Origin of the sequence: Wolbachia endosymbiont (group B) of Protocalliphora azurea (genome assembly GCF_947251865.1) — a bacterium.
Taxonomy (GTDB): Bacteria; Pseudomonadota; Alphaproteobacteria; order Rickettsiales; family Anaplasmataceae; genus Wolbachia.
Genome location: NZ_OX366394.1, coordinates 778,765 through 799,691 on the forward strand (window position 1 = coordinate 778,765; position 20,927 = coordinate 799,691).

The window sequence follows — 20,927 nt, forward strand, 5'->3', positions numbered from 1 at the left end:
ATACGACAGATATACACTGAAGAATACATTTTTTAATAAGTTTGATTAAAAAGTCTGCAGACTAAAGATAGATTTTGAGCTCTTAAAATATCTCTATTTGTAATTATAATGAGATTGAAAATATGCGGAAGTAATTTTTATACGTTAACGGCTCACCCAACCCACTTGCAATCTGGATCCCAGACTGGGATGGCAAGAAAAGGTTACTCGGATAGGAAGTACTGGAATGACACCATCTAAAAATTGAAGCTTGGTCATATGAAAAAGTTAAAGGAAATCTTCAATCACATTTAAACAGCGCTTCAGCAAACTCTTTGCCAGTAAATTCCCTCAGGTCTTCTATACTTTCACCAATTCCTATAGCGTGTAATTTTACCTTATAAGCTTCTGCAAGCCCAATCACTACTCCACCTTTGGCAGTACCATCTAGCTTTGTTACAATTAACCCGGTAACACCAACCATTTTACTAAAGGCCTCTAATTGGCTATAAGCATTTTGGCCAGTAGTTCCATCAAGAACTAAAATAACATCATGAGGAGCAGTATCATCCAATTTCTTTATCGTTCTATGTATTTTTGACAGCTCTTGCATGAGATTTACATTGTTTTGTAGCCTTCCTGCTGTATCAATTAAAACAACATCAACGCTATCTTTTATCGCTTGACTTACAGCTCTATATGCCACACTTGCAGAATCGCTACCGTGCTCTCCAGTAACAATAGAGCAATCAGAACGTTCTGCCCAAATATTTAGTTGCTCACTCGCAGCAGCTCTGAATGTGTCGCACGCAACAAGCATAACGGATTTCCCTTTTTCCTTATATTTATAGGCAAGTTTACCTATAGTTGTAGTTTTTCCATTACCATTCACTCCGCACACCATTATTATGTGTGGTTTTTTATTCAAAATGAGCGGCTGCACTACAGGGTTTAATATCGACTCTATTTCGCTCATTAACTGCTGTGTGATAACGCTATGCTCAACTTCTGATTCAAATTTGATACTTGCGAGCTTATCAATAAGCAATCTAGAAGTTTTATGACCTATATCCATGCTAATCAGCAGCTCTTCCAGATCATCTAAAAGCGACTGATCTAATTTTTTTTTGCCAGAAAAAATATTTTTTACTCCACCACTAAAACGGGAGGAGGTTTTTAATAGTCCTTGATAAAGATTACTGAATAAACTCAAGAAATACTCCTTCTAAAATTACCATATAAAGAATGACATGCACTATATGTATTTGTAAAGTAAATACACTCGTAACCTATATATTTTGTGAGTAAAATGTACTGCTTGCTAGTGTATTTTACTTTAGTTTTTAACCTAAATATGTTATAATGTAAGTAATGGTTTACGGGTAGTTCTATGAGTTATAATGAGAAAATTTTAGATCATTACGAAAATCCAAGGAATGTTGGTTCTCTGGATAAAAATGATCCAAATGTTGGTACTGGTTTAGTTGGTGCACCATCATGCGGAGATGTAATGAAACTGCAAATAAAGGTCAACGATAAAGGTGTTATTGAAGACGCAAAATTTAAAACTTTTGGTTGTGGTTCTGCTATAGCTTCAAGTTCTTTGCTTACAGAAATGATCAAAGGAAAAACTATTGAGAATGTAACAAAGATAAAGAATACTCAAATAGTGGAAGAATTGTCTTTGCCGCCAGTAAAGATACACTGTTCAGTACTTGCTGAGGATGCTATAAAAGCTGCTATTCATGATTATCAAAATAAACAAAAACATTGAGGAATATGAGTGAATTTCAAGGAGTAAATTCTGTTAAAAAACCTATCACTCTAACTGCAAATGCAGTAGAGAGGGTAAGGTTTTTATTGGACAAAAAGAAGCATGCTAACCTTGAAGAAGCAATAGGAATAAGAGTTCTAATTAAGCAAAAAGGATGCTCTGGTTTAAAATATGATATTGAGTATGCATATGATGTTCGTCCTTTGGAGTCGGTAATTGAAGAAAGCTGCAGTGATGATCAAAAAGTCAAGGTGCTGATCGATCCAAAATCTATCATGTTTATCCTTGGCTCTGAAATGGATTATGTAGAGGAAAAATTCTCATCAGGTTTTATTTTCAAAAATCCTAATGAGAAAGGAAAATGTGGTTGTGGAGAGAGTTTTCATGTCTAGCAACCATTTCACATTATTTGGAATTGAACCGGCTTTTAACATCAGCTTTGATGAGCTGGAGAAAAAATATATTGAGCTAAGCAAAACTGATATAAATGAAAGAGAGTCCAAAAGTATGGAAAATATCAACAAAGCTTATCAGGTACTGAAGTCACCGCTAAAGCGTGCCGAACATTTGTTGGATCTTTTTGACGTAAAAAGCAAAAAAGAGCATCTTGATCCTGAAATATTAAATGAATCAATGGAAATAAGAGAATACTTTCTAGACTGCGATGATTTACAATTTGCAAGTAGGATGATTGATGAAAAGGTAAAAGATTGTACTAAAAACCTAATTAATGCTTTTGCTACAAAAAATTTTGATGAAGTTGCTACGCAAGTTTTTAGATTGAGATATTTATATAAGTCATTTGAGGAGATAAAGGAAAATGCGGCCAGTTCAAATTTCTGAACCAAGTTTAAATGAGGTAGTTTTTGGTATAGATCTTGGAACTACTAACTCTTTAATTGCCATGGTAAATAAAGCTGGCAATGTAGAAATATTTAAAGATGAGCAAGGTCGTGAACTATTACCTTCTGTCATTTCATATGAAAAGGATGTACTAAAAGTAGGCTACGATGTTGGCGAAAACGCTATCTGCTCTATAAAACGCTTAATGGGTAAAAGTGTTAAAGACTTGCATAAAGAAGGTATCAATTGTGAAATAGATAACGAAAGTGAAAAAGTTATTAGGGTAAAATGCTCAGAAGAAAAGTATCTCACTCCTATTGAGATCTCTGCTGAGATACTAAAAACTCTATGCAAGAGGGTAAAAAAATTCACAGGGATGAAAGTTAACAAAGCAGTGATTACTGTACCAGCTTATTTTGATGATTCAGCACGTAACGCAACCAAATATGCAGCAAAATTAGCTGGCATAGATGTTCTTCGCCTCATTAATGAACCAACCGCTGCAGCACTTTCTTACTCCATTGAAAAGAACAATAACAGTGGCATATATGCAGTTTATGACCTCGGTGGTGGAACATTTGACATTTCAATATTAAAATTACATCAAGGAGTGTTTCAAGTTCTTGCAGTTGGTGGTGATACTAAACTTGGTGGTGATGATTTTGATCATCTACTTAGTTTAATCGTGCTTGAAAAGTATAGAGAACAGGTAGGTTTAAATAAAAAATGCTCTAGTGTCATCCCAGTGCTCCGACACTGGGATCCAGAAAGTTTGATTGCAAGTGAACACACCAGAAAGTTATATAATAAGAACTGGATTCCAGTGTCAAGCACTGCACCATCTGATACAACTACCTACAAATTACAACATTCATACACTAAAACTGGTATCTGCAATATACGTGCTATAAAAGAGTACCTAAGTGAAGATACCTCTGGCACTTTTGAATTCAGCATCAATGGTGAATTATTTAAGTGCAAAATTACCAAAGAAGAATTCGAGCAAGCAATCAGTCCTTTGGTTAATAAGACTATAAATATAGTTACTCGTACTATAAGCAACATAGATCTTAAAATCGATGATATAAAAGGGGTAATTTTAGTTGGTGGCGCAACTAGAGTGCCATTAGTGCAAAATTCACTAATCAAACTCTTTGGCAATAAAGTGCTGAATGATGTGGATCCGGACAAAGCAGTTGCCAATGGGGCAGCTTTGCAGGCTCATTATTTAACTTCAAACTCAAAAGATAGGAATATTCTCCTTGATGTGCTGCCTTTATCACTTGGCATAGAAACTATGGGGGGAATAGTTGAAAAAATTATACCAAGAAATACACCACTACCAGTTTCAGAAATAAAAGAGTTTACAACTTACGCTAACGGGCAAACAGCAATGAAAATTCACGTTTGTCAAGGAGAACGTGAAATGATAAAAGATAATAAATCTCTAGCACGATTTGAACTCAAAGGTATACCACAATTGCCTGCAGGTTCTGCAAAAGTTGAAATAGGATTTACAGTTAGCATTGATGGAATATTGACTGTCACTGCAAGAGAAAAAACTACTGGAGTCGAACAGACAGTTAAAATAAATTCAAGCTCTGGCTTAAATGAAGAAGATATTCAAGATATGGTCAATCAGTCAGTAAGTAACTTTGATGAAGACATGAAGGCTCGTTCCCTTGCAGAGGCTAAAATTAACGGTAACAAGCTCATACATCTAGTTGAAAATGTTTCTACTGAGCAAAAGTTAAAAATTTTACTACAGAACGCAAAAGACGCTTTACAGGAAAATGACTTAGACAACATTAATAATGCTATCTCTGAGTTAGAAAACTCTGCTTTAGAATTATGCGAATCAGCAGACAGATAGAGTTCATACAACTTTGTGAAGTACCCTGTCAAATCTCAGAGCAATAGGTAACCTAAAATCAAACGGCAACCAATCAACTTTGCCTAATTTAAACGATAAACCAACCATGCTTACGCGTCCAACTATATTTTCAGTTGGTATTAACCCAATTTCAGAAAACCTGCTATCAAAAGAATTATTTCTATTGTCTCCCATAACAAAAAATTGATCATCAGGCACATAATAAACTGGAGTATTGTATGATAACTTATTAGAAAGATTATCTATTAGAATTTCATGCTCCTTGCCGCTCGGGAGTGTTTCGATGTATCTTGCTATATTACGCTTTGACTCATAATCAAAAAAATTTTCAATTTGTCTTCGTTTTACTTTCTGATCATTTAAATATAACTCCCCCTCTATCATTTGCACTTTATCGCCCGGTATTCCTATTACCCGCTTAACAAATCTAATGCTGTCATTTCTTGTAGGCTTGAAAACTATTATATCACCACGCTCCGGAGGGGTATAAAAGATTCTACCGCTAAAGATGTTTGGAGAAAATGGAAAAGAGTGTTTACTATAACCATATGAATATTTACTAGTAAAAATATAATCTCCCTCAAGTAGAGTGCTTTTCATTGAACCAGAAGGAATATGAAATGGCTCAAATAAAAAACTACGTATTGATAGCGCAATTAGTAGCAAAAAAAACAGTGAAGATAAAAACTTTCTCGTTCTTGCTATCCGGTTCTCTCTCAATTCTTTCAATTTTATTTTCTTTATAAATTTAAGCTTATCATAACACATAAAAGTGGTAATGTGAAATTTTACTCATGGGTGTTATTGCTCTTTTTCGAAAGTCGAAATAAGCTCTCAAGTAATTGACAGTGATTGATAACCAATAGACATCATTTGCTATGCAATATTGTATAAATCACAATGCTAGTTTTACTAAAAATTATACTATTTTAGATATAATTATAGTATTTAAACTTAAGGTATAGGGATGAACCCTACAATTAGAAAGGTTTTTTGTATTCTACTTATAGTATTATTTATTTCTTTTTCTCATGTTGGAAGTGCTGCTAACTCTAATGACGATACAACTGCTCAAGTAATATGTAATATTATTGGCTACGTTTGGGGAATAGGTGGACCGCTTATGACCGTAGTGATAATAGGAGCAGCTTTACTTGCAATATTTGGTAGAATGCCGTGGCCTGCTCTTTTCGCCCTCGGTGTATTTTGCGCTGTGTTTTTTGGCGCTAAAACTATTGTCATAAAAGTAATGGGTGGTATAAACTCTACAAATGCCTCTTTTATGGAAGAATGTGGAACGGGAGATAAAAAAAAGAGTCAATAGGACTATTTCTTTCTAAAGCAGACTTGGTGCACAGCTTCAACTATATCTTCCACTTGTGGTAATGCTTTCTTTTCTAGGTTTGCAGCATAAGGTAAGGGGACATCCTTGCCGGTTACCCGTACAACCGGAGCGTCAAGGTAGTCAAATCCTTGTTCCATAATCATGGCTGAGAGTTCTGCTCCTATTCCTGCAAATGGCCAACCTTCTTCTATGCTTACTAATCTATTGGTCTTCTTAATAGAGTTAATAACTGTTTCAGTGTCAAGTGGTCTTAAGGTTCTGAGGTCGATAACTTCAGCTTCTATTCCTTCACTAGAGAGTAAATCTGCCGCATTTAACGCATCCATTAGTTTCAATGAAAAAGCAGTGATAGTTACATCCTTTCCTTCCCGTATAACAGCAGCTTTGCCTATCTCAAGTAGATAATCTTTATTTGATAGCTCAGAGTCAGGAACTTCATGCTCATGTCCATAAGCGATCTCGTTTTCTAGAAATATTACCGGATTAGGGTCACGAATTGCAGCTTTAAGCAGACCTCTGCAATCGGAGGCAAAGTAAGGTGCTATTACTTTCAAACCTGGAACATGCGAATACCAAGATGCAAAGCACTGAGAATGTTGTGCGGCAACTCTTGCTGCAGCTCCATTTGGTCCACGAAATACTATAGGGCATCCAAGTTGTCCACCCGACATATAATTTGTTTTTGCTGCGGAATTCACAATTTGGTCGATAGCCTGCATAGAAAAATTAAAAGTCATAAACTCGACTATTGGCCTCAGTCCAGCAAATGCTGCTCCAACAGCAAGACCAGCAAATCCATGTTCAGTAATGGGTGTATCAACTACCCTATTTTCTCCAAACTCTTTCAGTAATCCTTTCGTTACTTTATAAGCACCATCATACTCTGCAACTTCTTCACCCATGATAAATATATCAGGGTCATTTTGCATTTCTTCTCTGATCGCTGTGCATAAAGCTTCTCTTACACTTAAGATTGCCATTTGTAAACCTGTAGATTTCAACTGAAATAACTATATCAAAATTACCAGGAAGCGCACAAGTTAAGTTTTACAAGCATCATGTTGCACTGAGCATTGAATACTTACTTCTTTTAATTCAGTAGGTTGCGGTGATAGTGCGTATGTAACTCCACCGACTATCAATGAAGACATCACAGAAGTTGCAATCATCAATAGAATTGGTAATTGGAAGGCTATACTAAAGGCAACACCTACTGTCAACATGATTGTAAAGTTTACAGAAGCAATTTTTAAGAAAGACAGTTGTCTTTTTTCTGTTTTTTCTAGTAATACTTTATTTGCTTTGGTTTTGCTTAATTCACTATTAAGTGTTGTATTTTTACTTTTTAGATCTTGTATTTGTTGTTTTAGTGATTGATTCTCTTCACTGAGTTTATCAAGTACTTCTAACCTATTCTCATGTCCACCCATGCAATTCTTTACCCGTTTTAATTCCTCATCTGCCTCTTGTAATTTCTGGATTTGGCTATCTCGCAACTGAATTTGAGATGGCAAACTTTCTAAAGTTTGATTATCAACTGCCTCGTCGTGATTTATTTCGGAGCAGGAAGAGGTATTAAATGTAGTTTCAAGTTCTAGACCGCTGTCATCACTACTAACACTTTCGTCAATAGGAGTCTGTTTACCACTACATGTAGCACTTTTTCTTTGCGGTGACTCAAATTTTTCTACCATATTCTTAACACTAACACGTAAGTCTTGCTCACTTACTAAACTGTCACTACTTTCGCACGTAACAGGAGCCTGTGCACCACTACGTATGGTATCATATTGTTTCACAGAATTTATAACATCTGCTGGTGCAGCAGTTTTTTTCTCATGCTTTGTACAAAAATTTTGTTCTGCTTCCTTTAACATTTTTACTATAGCTTCTTTATTTTCTATATTACCAACCACCTCCCTTGGAGTCTTATTTTTGCTTTTTAATGAAGGATTAACTCGATCATCACTTAGTAGTTGTTTTACCATGCTTTCATGTCCACAAGAAGCAGCAATATGCAAAGCAGTTAGCCCATCATTTTTAGAGCCATCTTTTACTCGAGCGCTAACACTTGCTTTCTTTTTTAGTAAAAGTTCCACTATTAACATATTGTTGCATGCTGTAGCAAGATGTAACAACGTCCAATCTTCTGCAGCTTCTTCTGAAATTTTTATACTAAATTGATGTTCTTTACTAAAATTTTTACTAAACTTGTTGTACTCTCCTGCATCTTTTCCTTTTAACTCATTCTTTATTTTTTCAAGTAAATTATCTTCATCCAAATCGCTACTTTCACTTACCTCATTTATTATTTCAAAAAACTTCTCCTTCTCTATTACCATAACCTTTCCCTCTAAATTTATTTTTATCGCTGCATAATCTCACAAAAAAGTTAAATTTATCAAAATTCTATATTTTATATAAAATAAAATTTCCTGTTTCCAAAAATTGGTAAGCATGTTTTTGATGAGATTGTAGAAAACATACTTTTATGACACCATTTGTTGTACGAACTAACTTGGCGAAAACAGATGTTTATATAGTTGTATGGCAAAATGTTTTGCACTAGTTGTGCTACTTCGTTTTCCGTAATAGTTGAAAAAATTAGTAGAAAGTTGTTGTAAGTTTATGTATTTTGAGGCTGTAATGGTCAAAGGTACATGAAGTATGATCAGAGTTAAAGGTGCAAGAGAGCATAATTTGCAGGGTATTGATGTCAATATACCAAAAAATAAGTTAGTTGTTATAACTGGACTAAGTGGTTCTGGTAAGTCTAGCCTCGCATTCGATACGATTTATGCAGAAGGCCAACGCCGATACGTCGAAAGTCTATCGGCTTATGCACGTCAATTTCTTAATATTCAAGATAAACCTGACGTTGAATCGATCACAGGCCTCTCTCCTGCAATATCAATTAACCAAAAATCGATCTCAAAAAATCCAAGATCAACTGTTGGAACCGTTACTGAAATTTATGACTATCTACGCTTAATATATGCGCGAATAGGCATTCCTTACTCACCCGCAACTGGATTGCCAATAACGAAACAGACTGTATCTCAAATTGTAGATACTATTACAGCATTACCTTTAGAAACTAAAGTATATATAATTGCTCCTATTGTACGTGGTAGAAAGGGAGAGCATCTAAAAGAGATACTGGAAATTAAAAAGCAGGGTTACGTAAGACTAAAAATAAACGGTGAAATATGTGATATAGATGACTTGCCTAAGCTCGATAAAAACAAGAAACATGATATTTTTGTGATTGCAGATAGAGTGTCCATATCAGATGATATAGGAAATCGACTACCAAGCAGTATAGAATCAGCATTGAGACTTGCCCATGGCTTAATGTATGCAGAAATAGTTAACTTACCTGATAACCACAATTCCGAGTATAAAAATGGTCAAACTTTAACTTTCTCAGAGAATTTTGCATGTCCTGAGTCTGGCTTTACTCTTGAAGAAATAGAGCCAAGATTGTTTTCTTTTAACAGCCCCTACGGTGCATGCAGTTCATGCAATGGGCTCGGTAAAAAGCTAAGTGTTGATGCAAAGCTAATAGTGCCAGATGAAACGCTCTCGATATCTGAAGGTGCTTTAAAGCCAATTGGATCAATATTCCGTCAAGTGCATACAAACTATGGATTGCTAAAAAATGCAATTCTGTCACTGGCTGAAAATTGCAAATTTAGTCTTGATGTTCCGTGGAAGAATATAGACCAAAAAGTGAAGGATTTAATACTTTTTGGCTCTAGAGAAATGAAATTTCAAGGTTTGGTCAGTATCCTAGAACGCCAGATGGATTACGATGCATCACTTATTGATAGGTATTGTTCTGTTACTGACTGCAAAGAATGTGCTGGCTATAGATTGAGAAAAGAAGCACTTACAGTGAAAATTGATGAAAAACACATAGGTGAAATATCAGGGCTCAGCGTCGATGAATCCCTTGATTGGTTTGAAAATTTGCCAGACAAGCTCACAGAACAACATAAGCAAATTTCAAATAAAATATTAAACGAAATAATCAAAAGGCTGACATTTTTAAAGAATGTAGGGCTAAATTACCTTACACTTGACCGTGAATCTAGCACTCTCTCTGGTGGTGAAAGCCAGAGGATCAGGCTTGCTTCGCAAATTGGCTCTGGTTTAACAGGAGTGCTATACGTGCTTGACGAACCCTCAATTGGCCTTCATCAATGTGATAATGATCGATTAATTGCCACACTTAAAAATCTGAGAGACATGGGTAATACTGTGATTGTTGTTGAACATGATGAAGACACAATAATGGCTGCTGATTATGTGATTGATATTGGTCCTGGAGCTGGTGTAAACGGAGGAAAAGTTGTTGCAGAAGGAACACCAGATCAGTTACAAAAAAATTCAGAGAGCATAACAGGACAGTATTTAAGTGGAAAGAAGGAAATTTCAATTTCAAAAAGAAGAAAGCAAACAACTCAGTTCATAAAGGTAGTTAATGCTTGTGAGAACAACTTAAAAAATATAAATGTTGAATTTCCTATAGGGAATTTTATTTGTGTTACTGGAATATCAGGAGGAGGGAAATCAAGTTTAGTGATAGAAACATTATATAAATACTCAGCACACAAGATAAATCATTCATCTGCAAGGCATGGTCAATGCGACAAAATAGAAGGCCTTGAGTATATAGATAAAATTATAGAAGTTGATCAATCGCCAATTGGTAGGACCCCAGCATCAAATCCAGCAACATATGTTGGTATGTTTACTCACATCAGAAATTGGTTTGCAGGTCTCCCAGAGTCGAAGGCACGAGGTTACAATATAGGCCGATTTTCATTTAATACCAGGGGAGGAAGATGTGAAGCTTGTAAAGGTGATGGGCATTTAAAGACCGAGATGCATTTCCTACCGGATGTTTATGTGAAATGTGAGCAATGTAGAGGACAGAGGTATAACCGAGAAACATTGGAAGTTACTTACAAGGGAAAATCAATTTCTGATGTGCTTGATATGACAATAGATCAAGCATGTGACTTTTTTGAAAATCTTCCAATGATAAAGGAAAAGTTGATTTCTTTACAGGAAGTAGGGCTTGGCTATATAACGCTTGGACAGTCGTCAACAACGTTGTCCGGGGGTGAAGCACAACGAATAAAGCTGTCTAAGGAACTATCAAAGCGATTTACCGGGAAAACATTGTATATTCTCGATGAGCCAACAACTGGGTTACATTTTGAAGATGTAAATAATTTACTGAAAATACTCCATAGGCTAGTTGATTTAGGAAATACTGTTATAGTTATTGAGCACAATTTACATGTTATAAAAACTGCTGATTACATAATAGATATTGGTCCAGAGGGTGGAGTAAAAGGTGGCGAAGTGGTTGCTGTAGGAACTCCAGAAAAAGTTGCACAGACTCCAAAAAGCGTTACAGGCAAGTATCTTAAAACATATTTATTGGATCAAGTATCGACTATTTCTTAATAATTAGGTTATGAGGAGCATTTTAAAAGGTATACCTAACATATTTAATTCATGAATCTTCTCTTATTAAAAAAAGCTACAGATCTCATATTTCCAAACGTATGCGTAAGTTGTGAACGTATAATTGATAAAAGTTATGATTTATGTAGTGAATGCAATAAAAAAATCAATTTTTTAACTAAGCATTACTGTAATGTTTGTGGTGTAGTAATTCCAGATAACATTGATACATGTGGTAAATGCATCAGTAACCCTTCACCATTTAAAGTATTAAGATCAGTTTTTGCTTATGATGAACATAGCAAAAATATGATTATAAATTTTAAATTTTTTGATAATTTAAATTATGTGAAAGTCTATGCAAAGTGGATGTACAAAGCTAACAAAGACATGTTTCAAAATGCAGAGGTCATAGTTCCCATACCGCTACATAAAATACGCTTATTTAAACGTAAATATAATCAAGCAGCATTGCTCGCGAAGGAATTAAGTAAGTTATCTAATTTATCTTATACACCATTTGCAATAAAACGTATTCGTCACACCAAACCTCAAGCTGGTCTTTCACTTAAACAGCGTGAAAAAAATTTGAAAAATACTTTTAAAGTAAGTAACAGCGAAATTATCAAAAACAAAATCGTGATATTGGTTGATGATGTAGTAACAACTGGCGCAACCGCAAGGTCTTGCTCTCAGGAAATTTTAAACTCTGGTGCCAGAGAAGTGGGAGTGCTATCGCTTGCAAGAACTGTATGAAAATCAGCTTTAAGGTATAATTTTCATTTTTGAAAACTGTTTAGTGTCTTAGTACTAACTTGTGTATCATTCCTCTTAAAAAAAAGTCTAGTTATAGTGTATACGGAGTCTATAATTATAGCTCTTTTTCTAATAGTTCGAATAGCTGAATATTCTTTCTGGCTAAATTTTTTATAACAAACCAATGGTTTGATTAAAATCAGGAGAATATGGAGGCAGATATATAACTTCAGCACCGACACTTTTAACAAAGTCACTTATTTTCTATGAAAAGTTGCATTATCCAAAATCACCCAGCAAAAAGCTTGAACTAGCTATTAAAAACGTCTGTATCGCAATAGCCTTCAAAAATCATAGGCGCCATAATTTTTCCCTTATTCAAAGCTGCAATCATATTTTTGAATACTCACTGCATTCAGAAAAAAATAGGTACATGCTAGTGTAATAGCACTGGATGTAATAATTGGAACAAGTAAAAAAGCCTCTATTAGTTTTCTTATAGAGCTGGCTGGTTTAATGCTGTTATTATTCAATGATGCAAAATAATTTTCACTAAGGTTGGCCATCCATTTTGCGCCAGATAAGACCCTCTCACTATTTTTTTAGATAAGTTGACTTGTATTTGCTTTCCCATGTTTATAATTATGCTAATAATAAATATGATAAGATCAGTATAAATTTTTTACTTCCGTGTTTTTTCTATTGTTGTTTATAATGACTATAGTTACATCACATATTTCTTTCAATTAAATGGATCAGTTATTTATTGCAAATCACTGACTTTTTTAATGGATTCTTTTTCTAAATAATTTACAAAAATGTGTTTACTTTTGTTTGTAATTGTGTAGTAACTGCAACGTAAAGTTATAGGAGGTAAAGATGAATTTTGAAAATCTGAAAAAGATATTAAGTGCAATTGATAAAGATGCAAGTGTAAATAAAGATAACGTAATTAATAAAATAAAAGAGGTATTGCGAAGGGAAGATACAATAGCGTATCAAGAGTGGGAAAATAAAAATTTTAGTATAAATCATACATTCATCCAAAGTGATCCTGATGCCGAATTTACATTATTAATTGCAGCTGCAGCATCTAGCTGTAAGGATTTAGTGAATGTTTTATTAGATAGGCATGCGGATGTTCATGTAGAAGATGAAAATAGAGAGACTGCTTTGCATCATGCCGTTTATAGTAGATGTGTAGGTGTAGTAAATGCTCTACTAAAAAAAGGTGCTGATGTTAATGTAAAAGACAGAAGTGGTAGTACTCCTTTGCATTATGCTACTATATATGAACTCATAGATGTAGTAAATGCTCTACTAAAGAGAGGTGCAGGTGTTAATATAAAAGATGGAAATGGTCGTACTCCTTTACATTATGCTACTATATATAAATTCATAGATGTAGTAAATGTTCTACTAAAAACAGGTGCAGATATTAATGTAAAAGATGAAAATGGTAGTGCTCCTTTGCATTATGCTACTTTAAGTAACCATGTAGAGGTAGTAGATGCTCTGTTAGCTGAAGGCGCAAGTGTTCATGTAAAAGATAGAAATGGTAGTACTCCTTTGCATTATGCTGCTAAAAATGGCTATTTAGAGATAGTAGATGCTCTACTAGACAGAGGTGCAGATGTTTATAAAAAAGATAGTTTGCAGAAAACTCCTTTGTATTATGCCATTATAAATCACCAAGAAGATACGGTAGAGAGTATAAAAGGGTTTTTAAAAAATAAAGTAGTTCAAGGTAGTGTAGTTGTTGGTGGCTTAGTTGCCATGTTAGGGAATTTTGTAACATCGACGCTTTTTATAACCGAGACAATGGAAATTACATTAACATCTGTTACGGCAGCAATAGCTGTATCTGCATCAACAGCATTAACATCTGGTTATGTTAAATATCTAATGTCAAAATTCGATAACGAAATAAAAGAAATAAAAGAGCGACAAAACGTAATGGAAGGGAGGCAAAGCTTAACAGAAGGGTGGCAAAGTGTAGATCTACAAAGCATACGTATACATAATGCTCTTTCGTAAATGGGAACGTTCAAAAAAGTGTGTCAAGCCGCATTTTTAGTTCAACTCAATTTTCAATCTATCTGGAAAGAAAATATCAAGTTGAGACATAGTTAAAGCCCAATTAGGGAGAGCCATAATCCACCTTTGCTCTACCTTTTTTATAGCACAATATACCTGTTTGTACAAGGCATTTGTACTAGTAAATGAACCCTTAGTTTTAGTAAATTTCGGGAACGTTCAAAAAAGTGTGTCAAGCCGCATTTTTAGTTCAACTCAATTTTCAATCTATCTGGAAAGAAAATATCAAGTTGAGACATAGTTAAAGCCCAATTAGGGAGAGCCATAATCCACCTTTGCTCTACCTTTTTTATAGCACAATATACCTGTTTGTACAAGGCATTTGTACTAGTAAATGAACCCTTAGTTTTAGTAAATTTCCTGATTTGTCTATGCAACCCCTCAATTGGATTAGTGGTGTAAATCAGCTTCCTAACTGGCCCAGAATACTTAAAATAACTGGATAAGTTTTCCCAATTGTTCTGCCAGGATTTTATAACTAAAGGATACTTTTCTCCCCATTTTTCTTCCAGCTCAAGCAGATAATTCTCAGCAATTTCTTTACTTGAAGCACGATATATTTTTTTCAGATCATTCATGAAAACTTTTACATCTTTACTGGATACATATTTCAGAGAATTTCTTATTTGGTGTACTATACATAGCTGCACTTCTGCACTGGGAAATACACTGTTGATGGCTGCAGGAAAGCTTTTTAGCCCATCTACACATGCAATCAGAATATCTTCTACTCCTCTTTCTTTGAGGTCATTTAAAACTCCCAACCAGAAGTTAGCTCCCTCACTTTCAGCCAGATAAAAACCTAATACTTCTTTTCTGCCATTTTGATTTATACCCAATATATTATACATGCATTTACTTACGCAATGTCCGTCCTCCTTGACCTTAAAAAACATGCCATCCATGAACACTATTGGATACACTGATTGCAATGGACGGCTGCGCCATTCATTGATTATTGGTAGCAGTTTATCAGTAATATTGGATATCTCTGCTGCTGATATTTTATGGTCATATATTTCCTCAACGTGTGAAGCTATGTCTCTGTATCCCATGCCACTGGCGTATGTACTTAAGACCTTTGCTTCAAGTTCTGGATGTAGGCTTGTTTGCCTTTTTTTGACTATTTGCGGTTCAAAGCTTCCTTCTCTGTCTCTTGGTGTTAATAGTTCAAATGAGCCTGAACTTGTACGTAAAGTTTTTGCATTCCTTCCATTTCTTCGGTTATTTTCTTCACTTTTAGCTGACATGTGGCTTTCTATTTCACCTTCCAGACTTGCCTCTAGCAGCCTTTTTATAAACGGTGTTAATGCTCCATCTCTTCCTGTCAATGGTCTTCCTTCTCGTATAGATGACAGGATATTTGTTTCTAATTCTTTATAATCTACCAAACCAGTAGTTCTATTTGCTTGACTCATATCAAACCTCCATTTTTTATATCAATTTATTACTTTTTTTTCGGTTTGACACACTTTTTTGAACATTCCCTAAATTTCCTGATTTGTCTATGCAACCCCTCAATTGGATTAGTGGTGTAAATCAGCTTCCTAACTGGCCCAGAATACTTAAAATAACTGGATAAGTTTTCCCAATTGTTCTGCCAGGATTTTATAACTAAAGGATACTTTTCTCCCCATTTTTCTTCCAGCTCAAGCAGATAATTCTCAGCAATTTCTTTACTTGAAGCACGATATATTTTTTTCAGATCATTCATGAAAACTTTTACATCTTTACTGGATACATATTTCAGAGAATTTCTTATTTGGTGTACTATACATAGCTGCACTTCTGCACTGGGAAATACACTGTTGATGGCTGCAGGAAAGCTTTTTAGCCCATCTACACATGCAATCAGAATATCTTCTACTCCTCTTTCTTTGAGGTCATTTAAAACTCCCAACCAGAAGTTAGCTCCCTCACTTTCAGCCAGATAAAAACCTAATACTTCTTTTCTGCCATTTTGATTTATACCCAATATATTATACATGCATTTACTTACGCAATGTCCGTCCTCCTTGACCTTAAAAAACATGCCATCCATGAACACTATTGGATACACTGATTGCAATGGACGGCTGCGCCATTCATTGATTATTGGTAGCAGTTTATCAGTAATATTGGATATCTCTGCTGCTGATATTTTATGGTCATATATTTCCTCAACGTGTGAAGCTATGTCTCTGTATCCCATGCCACTGGCGTATGTACTTAAGACCTTTGCTTCAAGTTCTGGATGTAGGCTTGTTTGCCTTTTTTTGACTATTTGCGGTTCAAAGCTTCCTTCTCTGTCTCTTGGTGTTAATAGTTCAAATGAGCCTGAACTTGTACGTAAAGTTTTTGCATTCCTTCCATTTCTTCGGTTATTTTCTTCACTTTTAGCTGACATGTGGCTTTCTATTTCACCTTCCAGACTTGCCTCTAGCAGCCTTTTTATAAACGGTGTTAATGCTCCATCTCTTCCTGTCAATGGTCTTCCTTCTCGTATAGATGACAGGATATTTGTTTCTAATTCTTTATAATCTACCAAACCAGTAGTTCTATTTGCTTGACTCATATCAAACCTCCATTTTTTATATCAATTTATTACTTTTTTTTCGGTTTGACACACTTTTTTGAACATTCCCTCGTAAATTTTTACTTCCTCACTTCTTTAGTGTTGCTTATGATAACTATAGATTCATATTTTAATTAGAGGCTTTAATTACCTACTTTAAGTTATTGAATTTCTTATCATAGCATCTGTCATTCCAGTACCCTGGAATGACAGAAAAAGAACACTGAATTAAAAATACAACATACCATCTTATATCTTAATACTGCATAATACCTCGATCATAGATTGATTAAGGACACCTTGAGTTATCTCTTTAATTAGTCTTGATTTACTATGAAAAGCTTGTACTCTTTAAATGTATTATTTATAAATTAACTGTTTATAAGCTAAAATATGTCTAGTAGAGCTAATATAACTTTTTTTATAGCTGGTGCTATTGCTTCCCTTACATTAATTACATCTGGAGTTTTTGCTGTAGCTCCTTACGTTGCATTTTTATCTTCAGTTGCAGCTTTAAATATAGCTCCCCCTGTTATTTTTATTTTATTTGCGCTTTCTGCAGTAGTAATTGTGTTTTCATATAAAATGATTAAACAAAATAAAAAATCTCAAGAAAACTCGAAAGCTGAAGTCGAAGAGCCGAATAAAGGGTTAAGGAAAGAAGAAAATAAGCTAACTCCAATTAAAGAAGAATTAGAAGATGGAAAGGATAAAGAAAATAAATACGGGTTTAGTGGTCTAGAAGAAAAAGTTCATAGAATTTTAGAGAATTTTGTAACGAAAGATGAAGTGAATGGGTTAAAAAAAGAGGTTAGTGATCTTTCTGCAAGGTTAATTAATAGTCCTGCAACAAAAAATGAAGTAGAAGCAAAGCTGAATATGGAATTTTACGCAAAAGATGAAGAAAGAGGGTGGAATACAACATTTAGTGATATTATATTACCAAATGACATAAAAGAAAAGTTGAGAGGAATTTGTGAGTCAAAAAGCGGAGGATATCTCTTGTACGGTCCACCAGGAACTGGTAAGACTAGTATTAGTAAGGCAATTGCAAATCAAACTAAATCTCTGTTTGCGTTTATGTCTGTTTCTGCGTCTTGCTTGTCTAGTCAAAGGAATATAGATCAAGTTTTTGAGAAAGCAGAGACAAACAGTCCTTGTATGATTTTTATAGATGAGATTGACGGAGTTGGTAAAAAGCGAACTGTTAATGAGGATGCAGGGCCTTTAACTTATTTACTCATACCAATTCCCACTATGCAAAGAACAGATAGACAATAATGGGAAAGAAGTGATAATAAAGTAGATAAAATAGAGAGGTATAAATGGCATTAAGGTCAAAACTATTAGACGAAAAAGTTGTAAATTTGGCGAAAGAAATGTTAAAAAAGGTCAGAAATAACGCATATGTTTCAAAAAAGTTACAAGCGGTGATAGCAGGAAAAGAAAGTAGTATAAGCGCTGTGGCAAGAATATGTAAAATTTCAAGGACTGCTTTGACTGAATGGATAAAGCATCTAAAATTTGGTAGAGTAGAAAGATTATTTGCCCCGTCTCAGCGGCGAAGAAAAAGCAAATTAAAGAAAAATCAACGTGAGCAAATTGAAATATGGGTAGAAAGAAATCCAAATATTACTATTAAGGAAGTGCAGATAAAAATCTCAGAGGAATTTGGCCTAAACATTAGCAAATCAACAGTGCACCGTGAGATACAAAGGATGAAATTTTCTTATATAACACCGAGGCCAATGCACCATAAACAAGATAAAAACAAGCAAGAAGAGTTTAAAAAATACTTCAATAAAATAGTCAATTCCCACCCTGAAAAAGAGGTGTTTTTTTGATGAATCACGATTTGGAACTCATTCAAAAATCGGACACGGATGGTTTAAAAAAGGGGTCAGAACGCAGGTTAAAATGAAAATTGGTAGACAAAATTTCTATATCTACAGTGCGGTAAATCCAAGAAGTGGTAAGAAAATCAGCCTACTTGCTCCATATGTAAACACTGATTGTATGAATATATTTCTGGAGCAGATGTCGAAAGATTTAGGCACGAAAAAAGCCTTTCTTGTAATGGATTGTGCAAGTTGGCATAGATCAAAAAGTTTGAAATTTCAGGAAAACATTACCATTATATACTTGCCTCCTTATTCACCGGAACTGAATCCTGTTGAGAGGTTGTGGCAATATATCAAATACAATACTTTACGTAACAGAGTCTACGATACCATAGGCTTACTTGCAGATGTTCTGTGTAATTTTATTGTCAGTATTTCCAGCACTACTATTAAACGAGTTTGTAATGTTTCTTATTTGTTCGATTAGTAATGGAATTTGGTATCACTAAATTGGATAAAGAGTTTTTATCCTCAAAAAATATAATGGTGATTGCTGCAACTAATCATAAGGATCATTTAGATCCTGCGTTTACTAGGGGTGGTCGTTTGGAGTGTATTGAGGTTCCTGGGCTGGATAAAGAAAGTACGCGTAGGGGAATACTAAAAGAATATCTCAAAGAATTAAGCCCTCTAAATATTGAAACTATTGTAAAGAGTACTAATGGTTTTTCACCAGCAAATCTGATTGGTTTAGCCAAGTATATACGAGAGGAGAAAAGTAAAGGCAAAAGCACTCCTATTTTCACTTTATGTGAAAGATTTAAGAAGGAACATAACATTGAAGATAAGAAGAATGAGAAACATAGTAACGGAAAAACTAAAAACAAGGATACAAGGCTATCATCTGGAAGCTTATCTAGAAGTTCATCAGTAAGCTCTTCATTGAGTGATGTATCTTCTCGAGGAAGTAAGTGGCAAATCGAGGAATAAAGAGAATTACTACACAGTCTGGTCATGCAAGTCGAATCATGTCATTCCAGTGCTTGACAATAGTTTTTATCCAGAAGGAACTTCTAAAAGGGTGTCATTCCAGTACTGAAATCCAGGAATTTTTTGAGCACGCAAGTTATGCCAAGTTTTTTGTTGGTAAGAAAGGCTGGATCCCAGTACTGGGATGACAGGAAGAGGGCTACTCGGGTGACATCGAAGGGGCTACTTGCATGACAACAAAGGGGCTTGCTTGCATAACTCAAATTCAAAGAAAAATCATTTAATGTCATTCCAGCGCGTGACGCTGGAATGGCTTTGTTGCACAGCTCTTCGGATAGTGGGTAATGTATAATAAATTCATGAAGCTATATCAAACTTAGCCATGCCTATTTCAGTAAATTTGTTAAGCAAATAACACTTGAGTAGCAGTTCCTTCTCACGATTAATCTCAGATTTATTCCTAAAACTAAATCCAAATATTTGCTTCAGTCGCGAGAAAAAACTTTCTATATAAGATCTCTTCCAATAATTTATCTCTTTTTTCCACCTCTTCATACCATCTTCATCATATGACTTTATGAGCTTGATTGTAGAATTTCTCTCATTCATATAATCCAACTTTGGATGCTCTACTGCATTATTTTGCGGAGGAATCCTTGTCTTTATGTCAAGCTCATCGCACAGTTTGTATAACTTCTTTCGATCTATCTGCATATATCGTGCTTATGTTATACTTGGTATCCACTCTTTCAATAAGATCACAGGCTCCATAGTGGTCGGAATAAACTCCACTACTGTATTTTGCAGCTATAACTTTTTTACTACCTATCTCTAGCATTACATCTTGTTTGCTCATAGCGGCGATACTTTCTATCTGTACCATTTGCCTTACTATGGCCTGGAATATTATTGTAGATGCTGATACCTGTACTATCTATAGCAATTTCAATATCTTCCATATCGTTCTTATCAACTCTGCAGTCGTTGATTTTGATATTAAGCTTTTTAAACCTTCTTGAAGCCTGCGAATAGCTGATAATTTGCAAAATTTTCCCTATTTGCTCAAGATATTTCTCTATAAATCCCACTGTTTGCCTAAGACCAATCCTGAATAGATAGGTTATTATGTGAATTAGAATCACTACTTTGTCGCTGTAGACATTGTTGCCACCTGCTACTTTTGGACTATTTTCGTACCAATTTTCAATGGCATCGTTGATATAATGAAAAACATTTCCCCTTTCTTGAAGAAATTTGTTATATTCATTGCAGTTACTGACTTTCATTCTTATTGGCATATTTTTCCTTTGTCGGCTAAATATCTATTTTATAACAAATTCCATCAGTAACTGCCTGTTCTTTCCTTGAGTGGT

The 20,927-nt window shown here is 34.8% G+C and carries 16 protein-coding genes and 4 pseudogenes; 11 read left to right on the forward strand and 9 right to left on the reverse strand.

Features of this window, described 5'->3' with window-relative positions:
- Positions 1-280: 280 nt before the first annotated feature.
- Positions 281-1,192: a signal recognition particle-docking protein FtsY gene (gene ftsY / locus OPR35_RS03695; protein ID WP_214303509.1), complete on the reverse strand. Its 912-nt coding sequence runs from the start codon at positions 1,190-1,192 to the stop codon at positions 281-283.
- Between the two features lie 177 nt (positions 1,193-1,369).
- On the opposite strand from ftsY, the gene iscU reads away from it, so the two are divergent.
- From iscU to OPR35_RS03715, 4 genes are read left to right on the forward strand one after another with little or no spacing between them, the layout of a single operon-like run.
- Positions 1,370-1,753: a Fe-S cluster assembly scaffold IscU gene (gene iscU, locus OPR35_RS03700; RefSeq protein WP_007302620.1), complete on the forward strand. Its 384-nt coding sequence runs from the start codon at positions 1,370-1,372 to the stop codon at positions 1,751-1,753.
- 5 nt (positions 1,754-1,758) lie between these two features.
- Complete coding sequence (locus tag OPR35_RS03705; RefSeq protein WP_006012614.1) at positions 1,759-2,145, forward strand: HesB/IscA family protein; 387 nt, start codon at positions 1,759-1,761, stop codon at positions 2,143-2,145.
- The gene (locus OPR35_RS03710) at positions 2,138-2,596 is read left to right on the forward strand and encodes an iron-sulfur cluster co-chaperone HscB C-terminal domain-containing protein (protein WP_214303510.1); all 459 of its coding nucleotides are present in this window, start codon (positions 2,138-2,140) and stop codon (positions 2,594-2,596) included. Before OPR35_RS03705 ends, OPR35_RS03710 begins: the two co-directional genes overlap by 8 nt.
- Complete coding sequence (locus tag OPR35_RS03715; protein WP_019236960.1) at positions 2,574-4,469, forward strand: Hsp70 family protein; 1,896 nt, start codon at positions 2,574-2,576, stop codon at positions 4,467-4,469. The genes OPR35_RS03710 and OPR35_RS03715 overlap by 23 nt, the downstream gene beginning before the upstream one ends.
- A 3-nt stretch (positions 4,470-4,472) precedes the next feature.
- Here the strand turns inward: OPR35_RS03715 and lepB are convergent, their stop codons facing one another.
- Positions 4,473-5,258: a signal peptidase I gene (lepB, locus tag OPR35_RS03720; RefSeq protein WP_007302623.1), complete on the reverse strand. Its 786-nt coding sequence runs from the start codon at positions 5,256-5,258 to the stop codon at positions 4,473-4,475.
- Positions 5,259-5,457: 199 nt separating this feature from the next.
- Between lepB and OPR35_RS03725 the strand changes: the two genes are divergently transcribed.
- A complete protein-coding gene (locus OPR35_RS03725; RefSeq protein ID WP_007302624.1) occupies positions 5,458-5,814 on the forward strand; it encodes a TrbC/VirB2 family protein in 357 nt (118 codons plus the stop codon).
- Positions 5,815-5,816: 2 nt separating this feature from the next.
- Here OPR35_RS03725 and OPR35_RS03730 read toward each other — a convergent pair whose 3' ends face one another.
- Both OPR35_RS03730 and OPR35_RS03735 read right to left on the reverse strand, forming a co-directional pair.
- Positions 5,817-6,815, reverse strand: a complete 999-nt coding sequence (locus OPR35_RS03730) for a pyruvate dehydrogenase complex E1 component subunit beta (protein ID WP_007302625.1) — start codon at positions 6,813-6,815, stop codon at positions 5,817-5,819.
- Between the two features lie 60 nt (positions 6,816-6,875).
- Complete coding sequence (locus OPR35_RS03735; RefSeq protein ID WP_007302626.1) at positions 6,876-8,177, reverse strand: ankyrin repeat domain-containing protein; 1,302 nt, start codon at positions 8,175-8,177, stop codon at positions 6,876-6,878.
- A 325-nt stretch (positions 8,178-8,502) separates the two neighbouring features.
- Between OPR35_RS03735 and uvrA the strand changes: the two genes are divergently transcribed.
- Entirely contained in the window at positions 8,503-11,316 is a 2,814-nt protein-coding gene (gene uvrA, locus OPR35_RS03740) for an excinuclease ABC subunit UvrA (protein ID WP_265024687.1), read from the forward strand.
- A gap of 51 nt (positions 11,317-11,367) precedes the next feature.
- The gene (locus OPR35_RS03745; RefSeq protein WP_262986677.1) at positions 11,368-12,072 is read left to right on the forward strand and encodes a ComF family protein; all 705 of its coding nucleotides are present in this window, start codon (positions 11,368-11,370) and stop codon (positions 12,070-12,072) included.
- 115 nt (positions 12,073-12,187) lie between these two features.
- On the opposite strand, the pseudogene OPR35_RS03750 reads toward OPR35_RS03745, so the two are convergent.
- Positions 12,188-12,469, reverse strand: a pseudogene (locus OPR35_RS03750) (transposase); the annotation flags it as partial.
- A gap of 482 nt (positions 12,470-12,951) precedes the next feature.
- Between OPR35_RS03750 and OPR35_RS03755 the strand changes: the two are divergent.
- Positions 12,952-14,109 (forward strand): ankyrin repeat domain-containing protein, encoded by a 1,158-nt coding sequence (locus OPR35_RS03755; protein ID WP_052264780.1) that lies wholly within the window; start codon positions 12,952-12,954, stop codon positions 14,107-14,109.
- Between the two features lie 36 nt (positions 14,110-14,145).
- Here the strand turns inward: OPR35_RS03755 and OPR35_RS03760 are convergent.
- From OPR35_RS03760 to OPR35_RS03770, 3 genes and pseudogenes are all read right to left on the reverse strand, one after another.
- Positions 14,146-14,319 (reverse strand): annotated as a pseudogene (locus tag OPR35_RS03760) (IS256 family transposase); the annotation flags it as partial.
- A 35-nt stretch (positions 14,320-14,354) separates the two neighbouring features.
- Positions 14,355-15,587, reverse strand: coding sequence for an IS256 family transposase (locus OPR35_RS03765; protein ID WP_265024688.1), 1,233 nt, complete (start codon positions 15,585-15,587; stop codon positions 14,355-14,357).
- A 71-nt stretch (positions 15,588-15,658) separates the two neighbouring features.
- Positions 15,659-16,723: pseudogene (locus OPR35_RS03770) on the reverse strand (IS256 family transposase); the annotation flags it as partial.
- A gap of 585 nt (positions 16,724-17,308) precedes the next feature.
- Between OPR35_RS03770 and OPR35_RS03775 the strand changes: the two are divergent.
- The 3 genes from OPR35_RS03775 (at position 17,309) to OPR35_RS03785 (ending at position 19,554) form a co-directional block, all read left to right on the forward strand.
- Positions 17,309-18,004 carry an AAA family ATPase gene (locus tag OPR35_RS03775; RefSeq protein WP_265024689.1) on the forward strand — a complete coding sequence of 232 codons (696 nt, stop codon included), beginning with the start codon at positions 17,309-17,311 and terminating at the stop codon, positions 18,002-18,004.
- Between the two features lie 44 nt (positions 18,005-18,048).
- Positions 18,049-19,051, forward strand: a protein-coding gene (locus tag OPR35_RS03780) for an IS630 family transposase (RefSeq protein ID WP_230608967.1) whose coding sequence is annotated in 2 segments (ribosomal slippage) — positions 18,049-18,558 and positions 18,560-19,051 — 1,002 coding nt in all. Because the reading frame shifts where the segments join, the coding sequence is not laid out codon by codon here.
- Between the two features lie 2 nt (positions 19,052-19,053).
- Entirely contained in the window at positions 19,054-19,554 is a 501-nt protein-coding gene (locus OPR35_RS03785) for an ATP-binding protein (RefSeq protein WP_265024690.1), read from the forward strand.
- A 357-nt stretch (positions 19,555-19,911) separates the two neighbouring features.
- Here OPR35_RS03785 and OPR35_RS07535 read toward each other — a convergent pair.
- A pseudogene (locus tag OPR35_RS07535) lies at positions 19,912-20,852 on the reverse strand (IS5 family transposase).
- Positions 20,853-20,927 lie beyond the last annotated feature (75 nt).

Coding starts and splice junctions, on each gene's coding strand:
- OPR35_RS03755 (WP_052264780.1), top strand. CDS start 12,952: ATGAATTTTGAAAATCTGAAAAAGATATTAAGTGCAATTGATAAAGAT.
- OPR35_RS03730 (WP_007302625.1), bottom strand. CDS start 6,815: ATGGCAATCTTAAGTGTAAGAGAAGCTTTATGCACAGCGATCAGAGAA.
- lepB (WP_007302623.1), bottom strand. CDS start 5,258: ATGTGTTATGATAAGCTTAAATTTATAAAGAAAATAAAATTGAAAGAA.
- iscU (WP_007302620.1), top strand. CDS start 1,370: ATGAGTTATAATGAGAAAATTTTAGATCATTACGAAAATCCAAGGAAT.
- OPR35_RS03745 (WP_262986677.1), top strand. CDS start 11,368: ATGAATCTTCTCTTATTAAAAAAAGCTACAGATCTCATATTTCCAAAC.
- OPR35_RS03710 (WP_214303510.1), top strand. CDS start 2,138: ATGTCTAGCAACCATTTCACATTATTTGGAATTGAACCGGCTTTTAAC.
- OPR35_RS03725 (WP_007302624.1), top strand. CDS start 5,458: ATGAACCCTACAATTAGAAAGGTTTTTTGTATTCTACTTATAGTATTA.
- OPR35_RS03735 (WP_007302626.1), bottom strand. CDS start 8,177: ATGGTAATAGAGAAGGAGAAGTTTTTTGAAATAATAAATGAGGTAAGT.
- OPR35_RS03785 (WP_265024690.1), top strand. CDS start 19,054: ATGGAATTTGGTATCACTAAATTGGATAAAGAGTTTTTATCCTCAAAA.
- OPR35_RS03715 (WP_019236960.1), top strand. CDS start 2,574: ATGCGGCCAGTTCAAATTTCTGAACCAAGTTTAAATGAGGTAGTTTTT.
- OPR35_RS03775 (WP_265024689.1), top strand. CDS start 17,309: ATGATTAAACAAAATAAAAAATCTCAAGAAAACTCGAAAGCTGAAGTC.
- OPR35_RS03705 (WP_006012614.1), top strand. CDS start 1,759: ATGAGTGAATTTCAAGGAGTAAATTCTGTTAAAAAACCTATCACTCTA.
- uvrA (WP_265024687.1), top strand. CDS start 8,503: ATGATCAGAGTTAAAGGTGCAAGAGAGCATAATTTGCAGGGTATTGAT.
- OPR35_RS03765 (WP_265024688.1), bottom strand. CDS start 15,587: ATGAGTCAAGCAAATAGAACTACTGGTTTGGTAGATTATAAAGAATTA.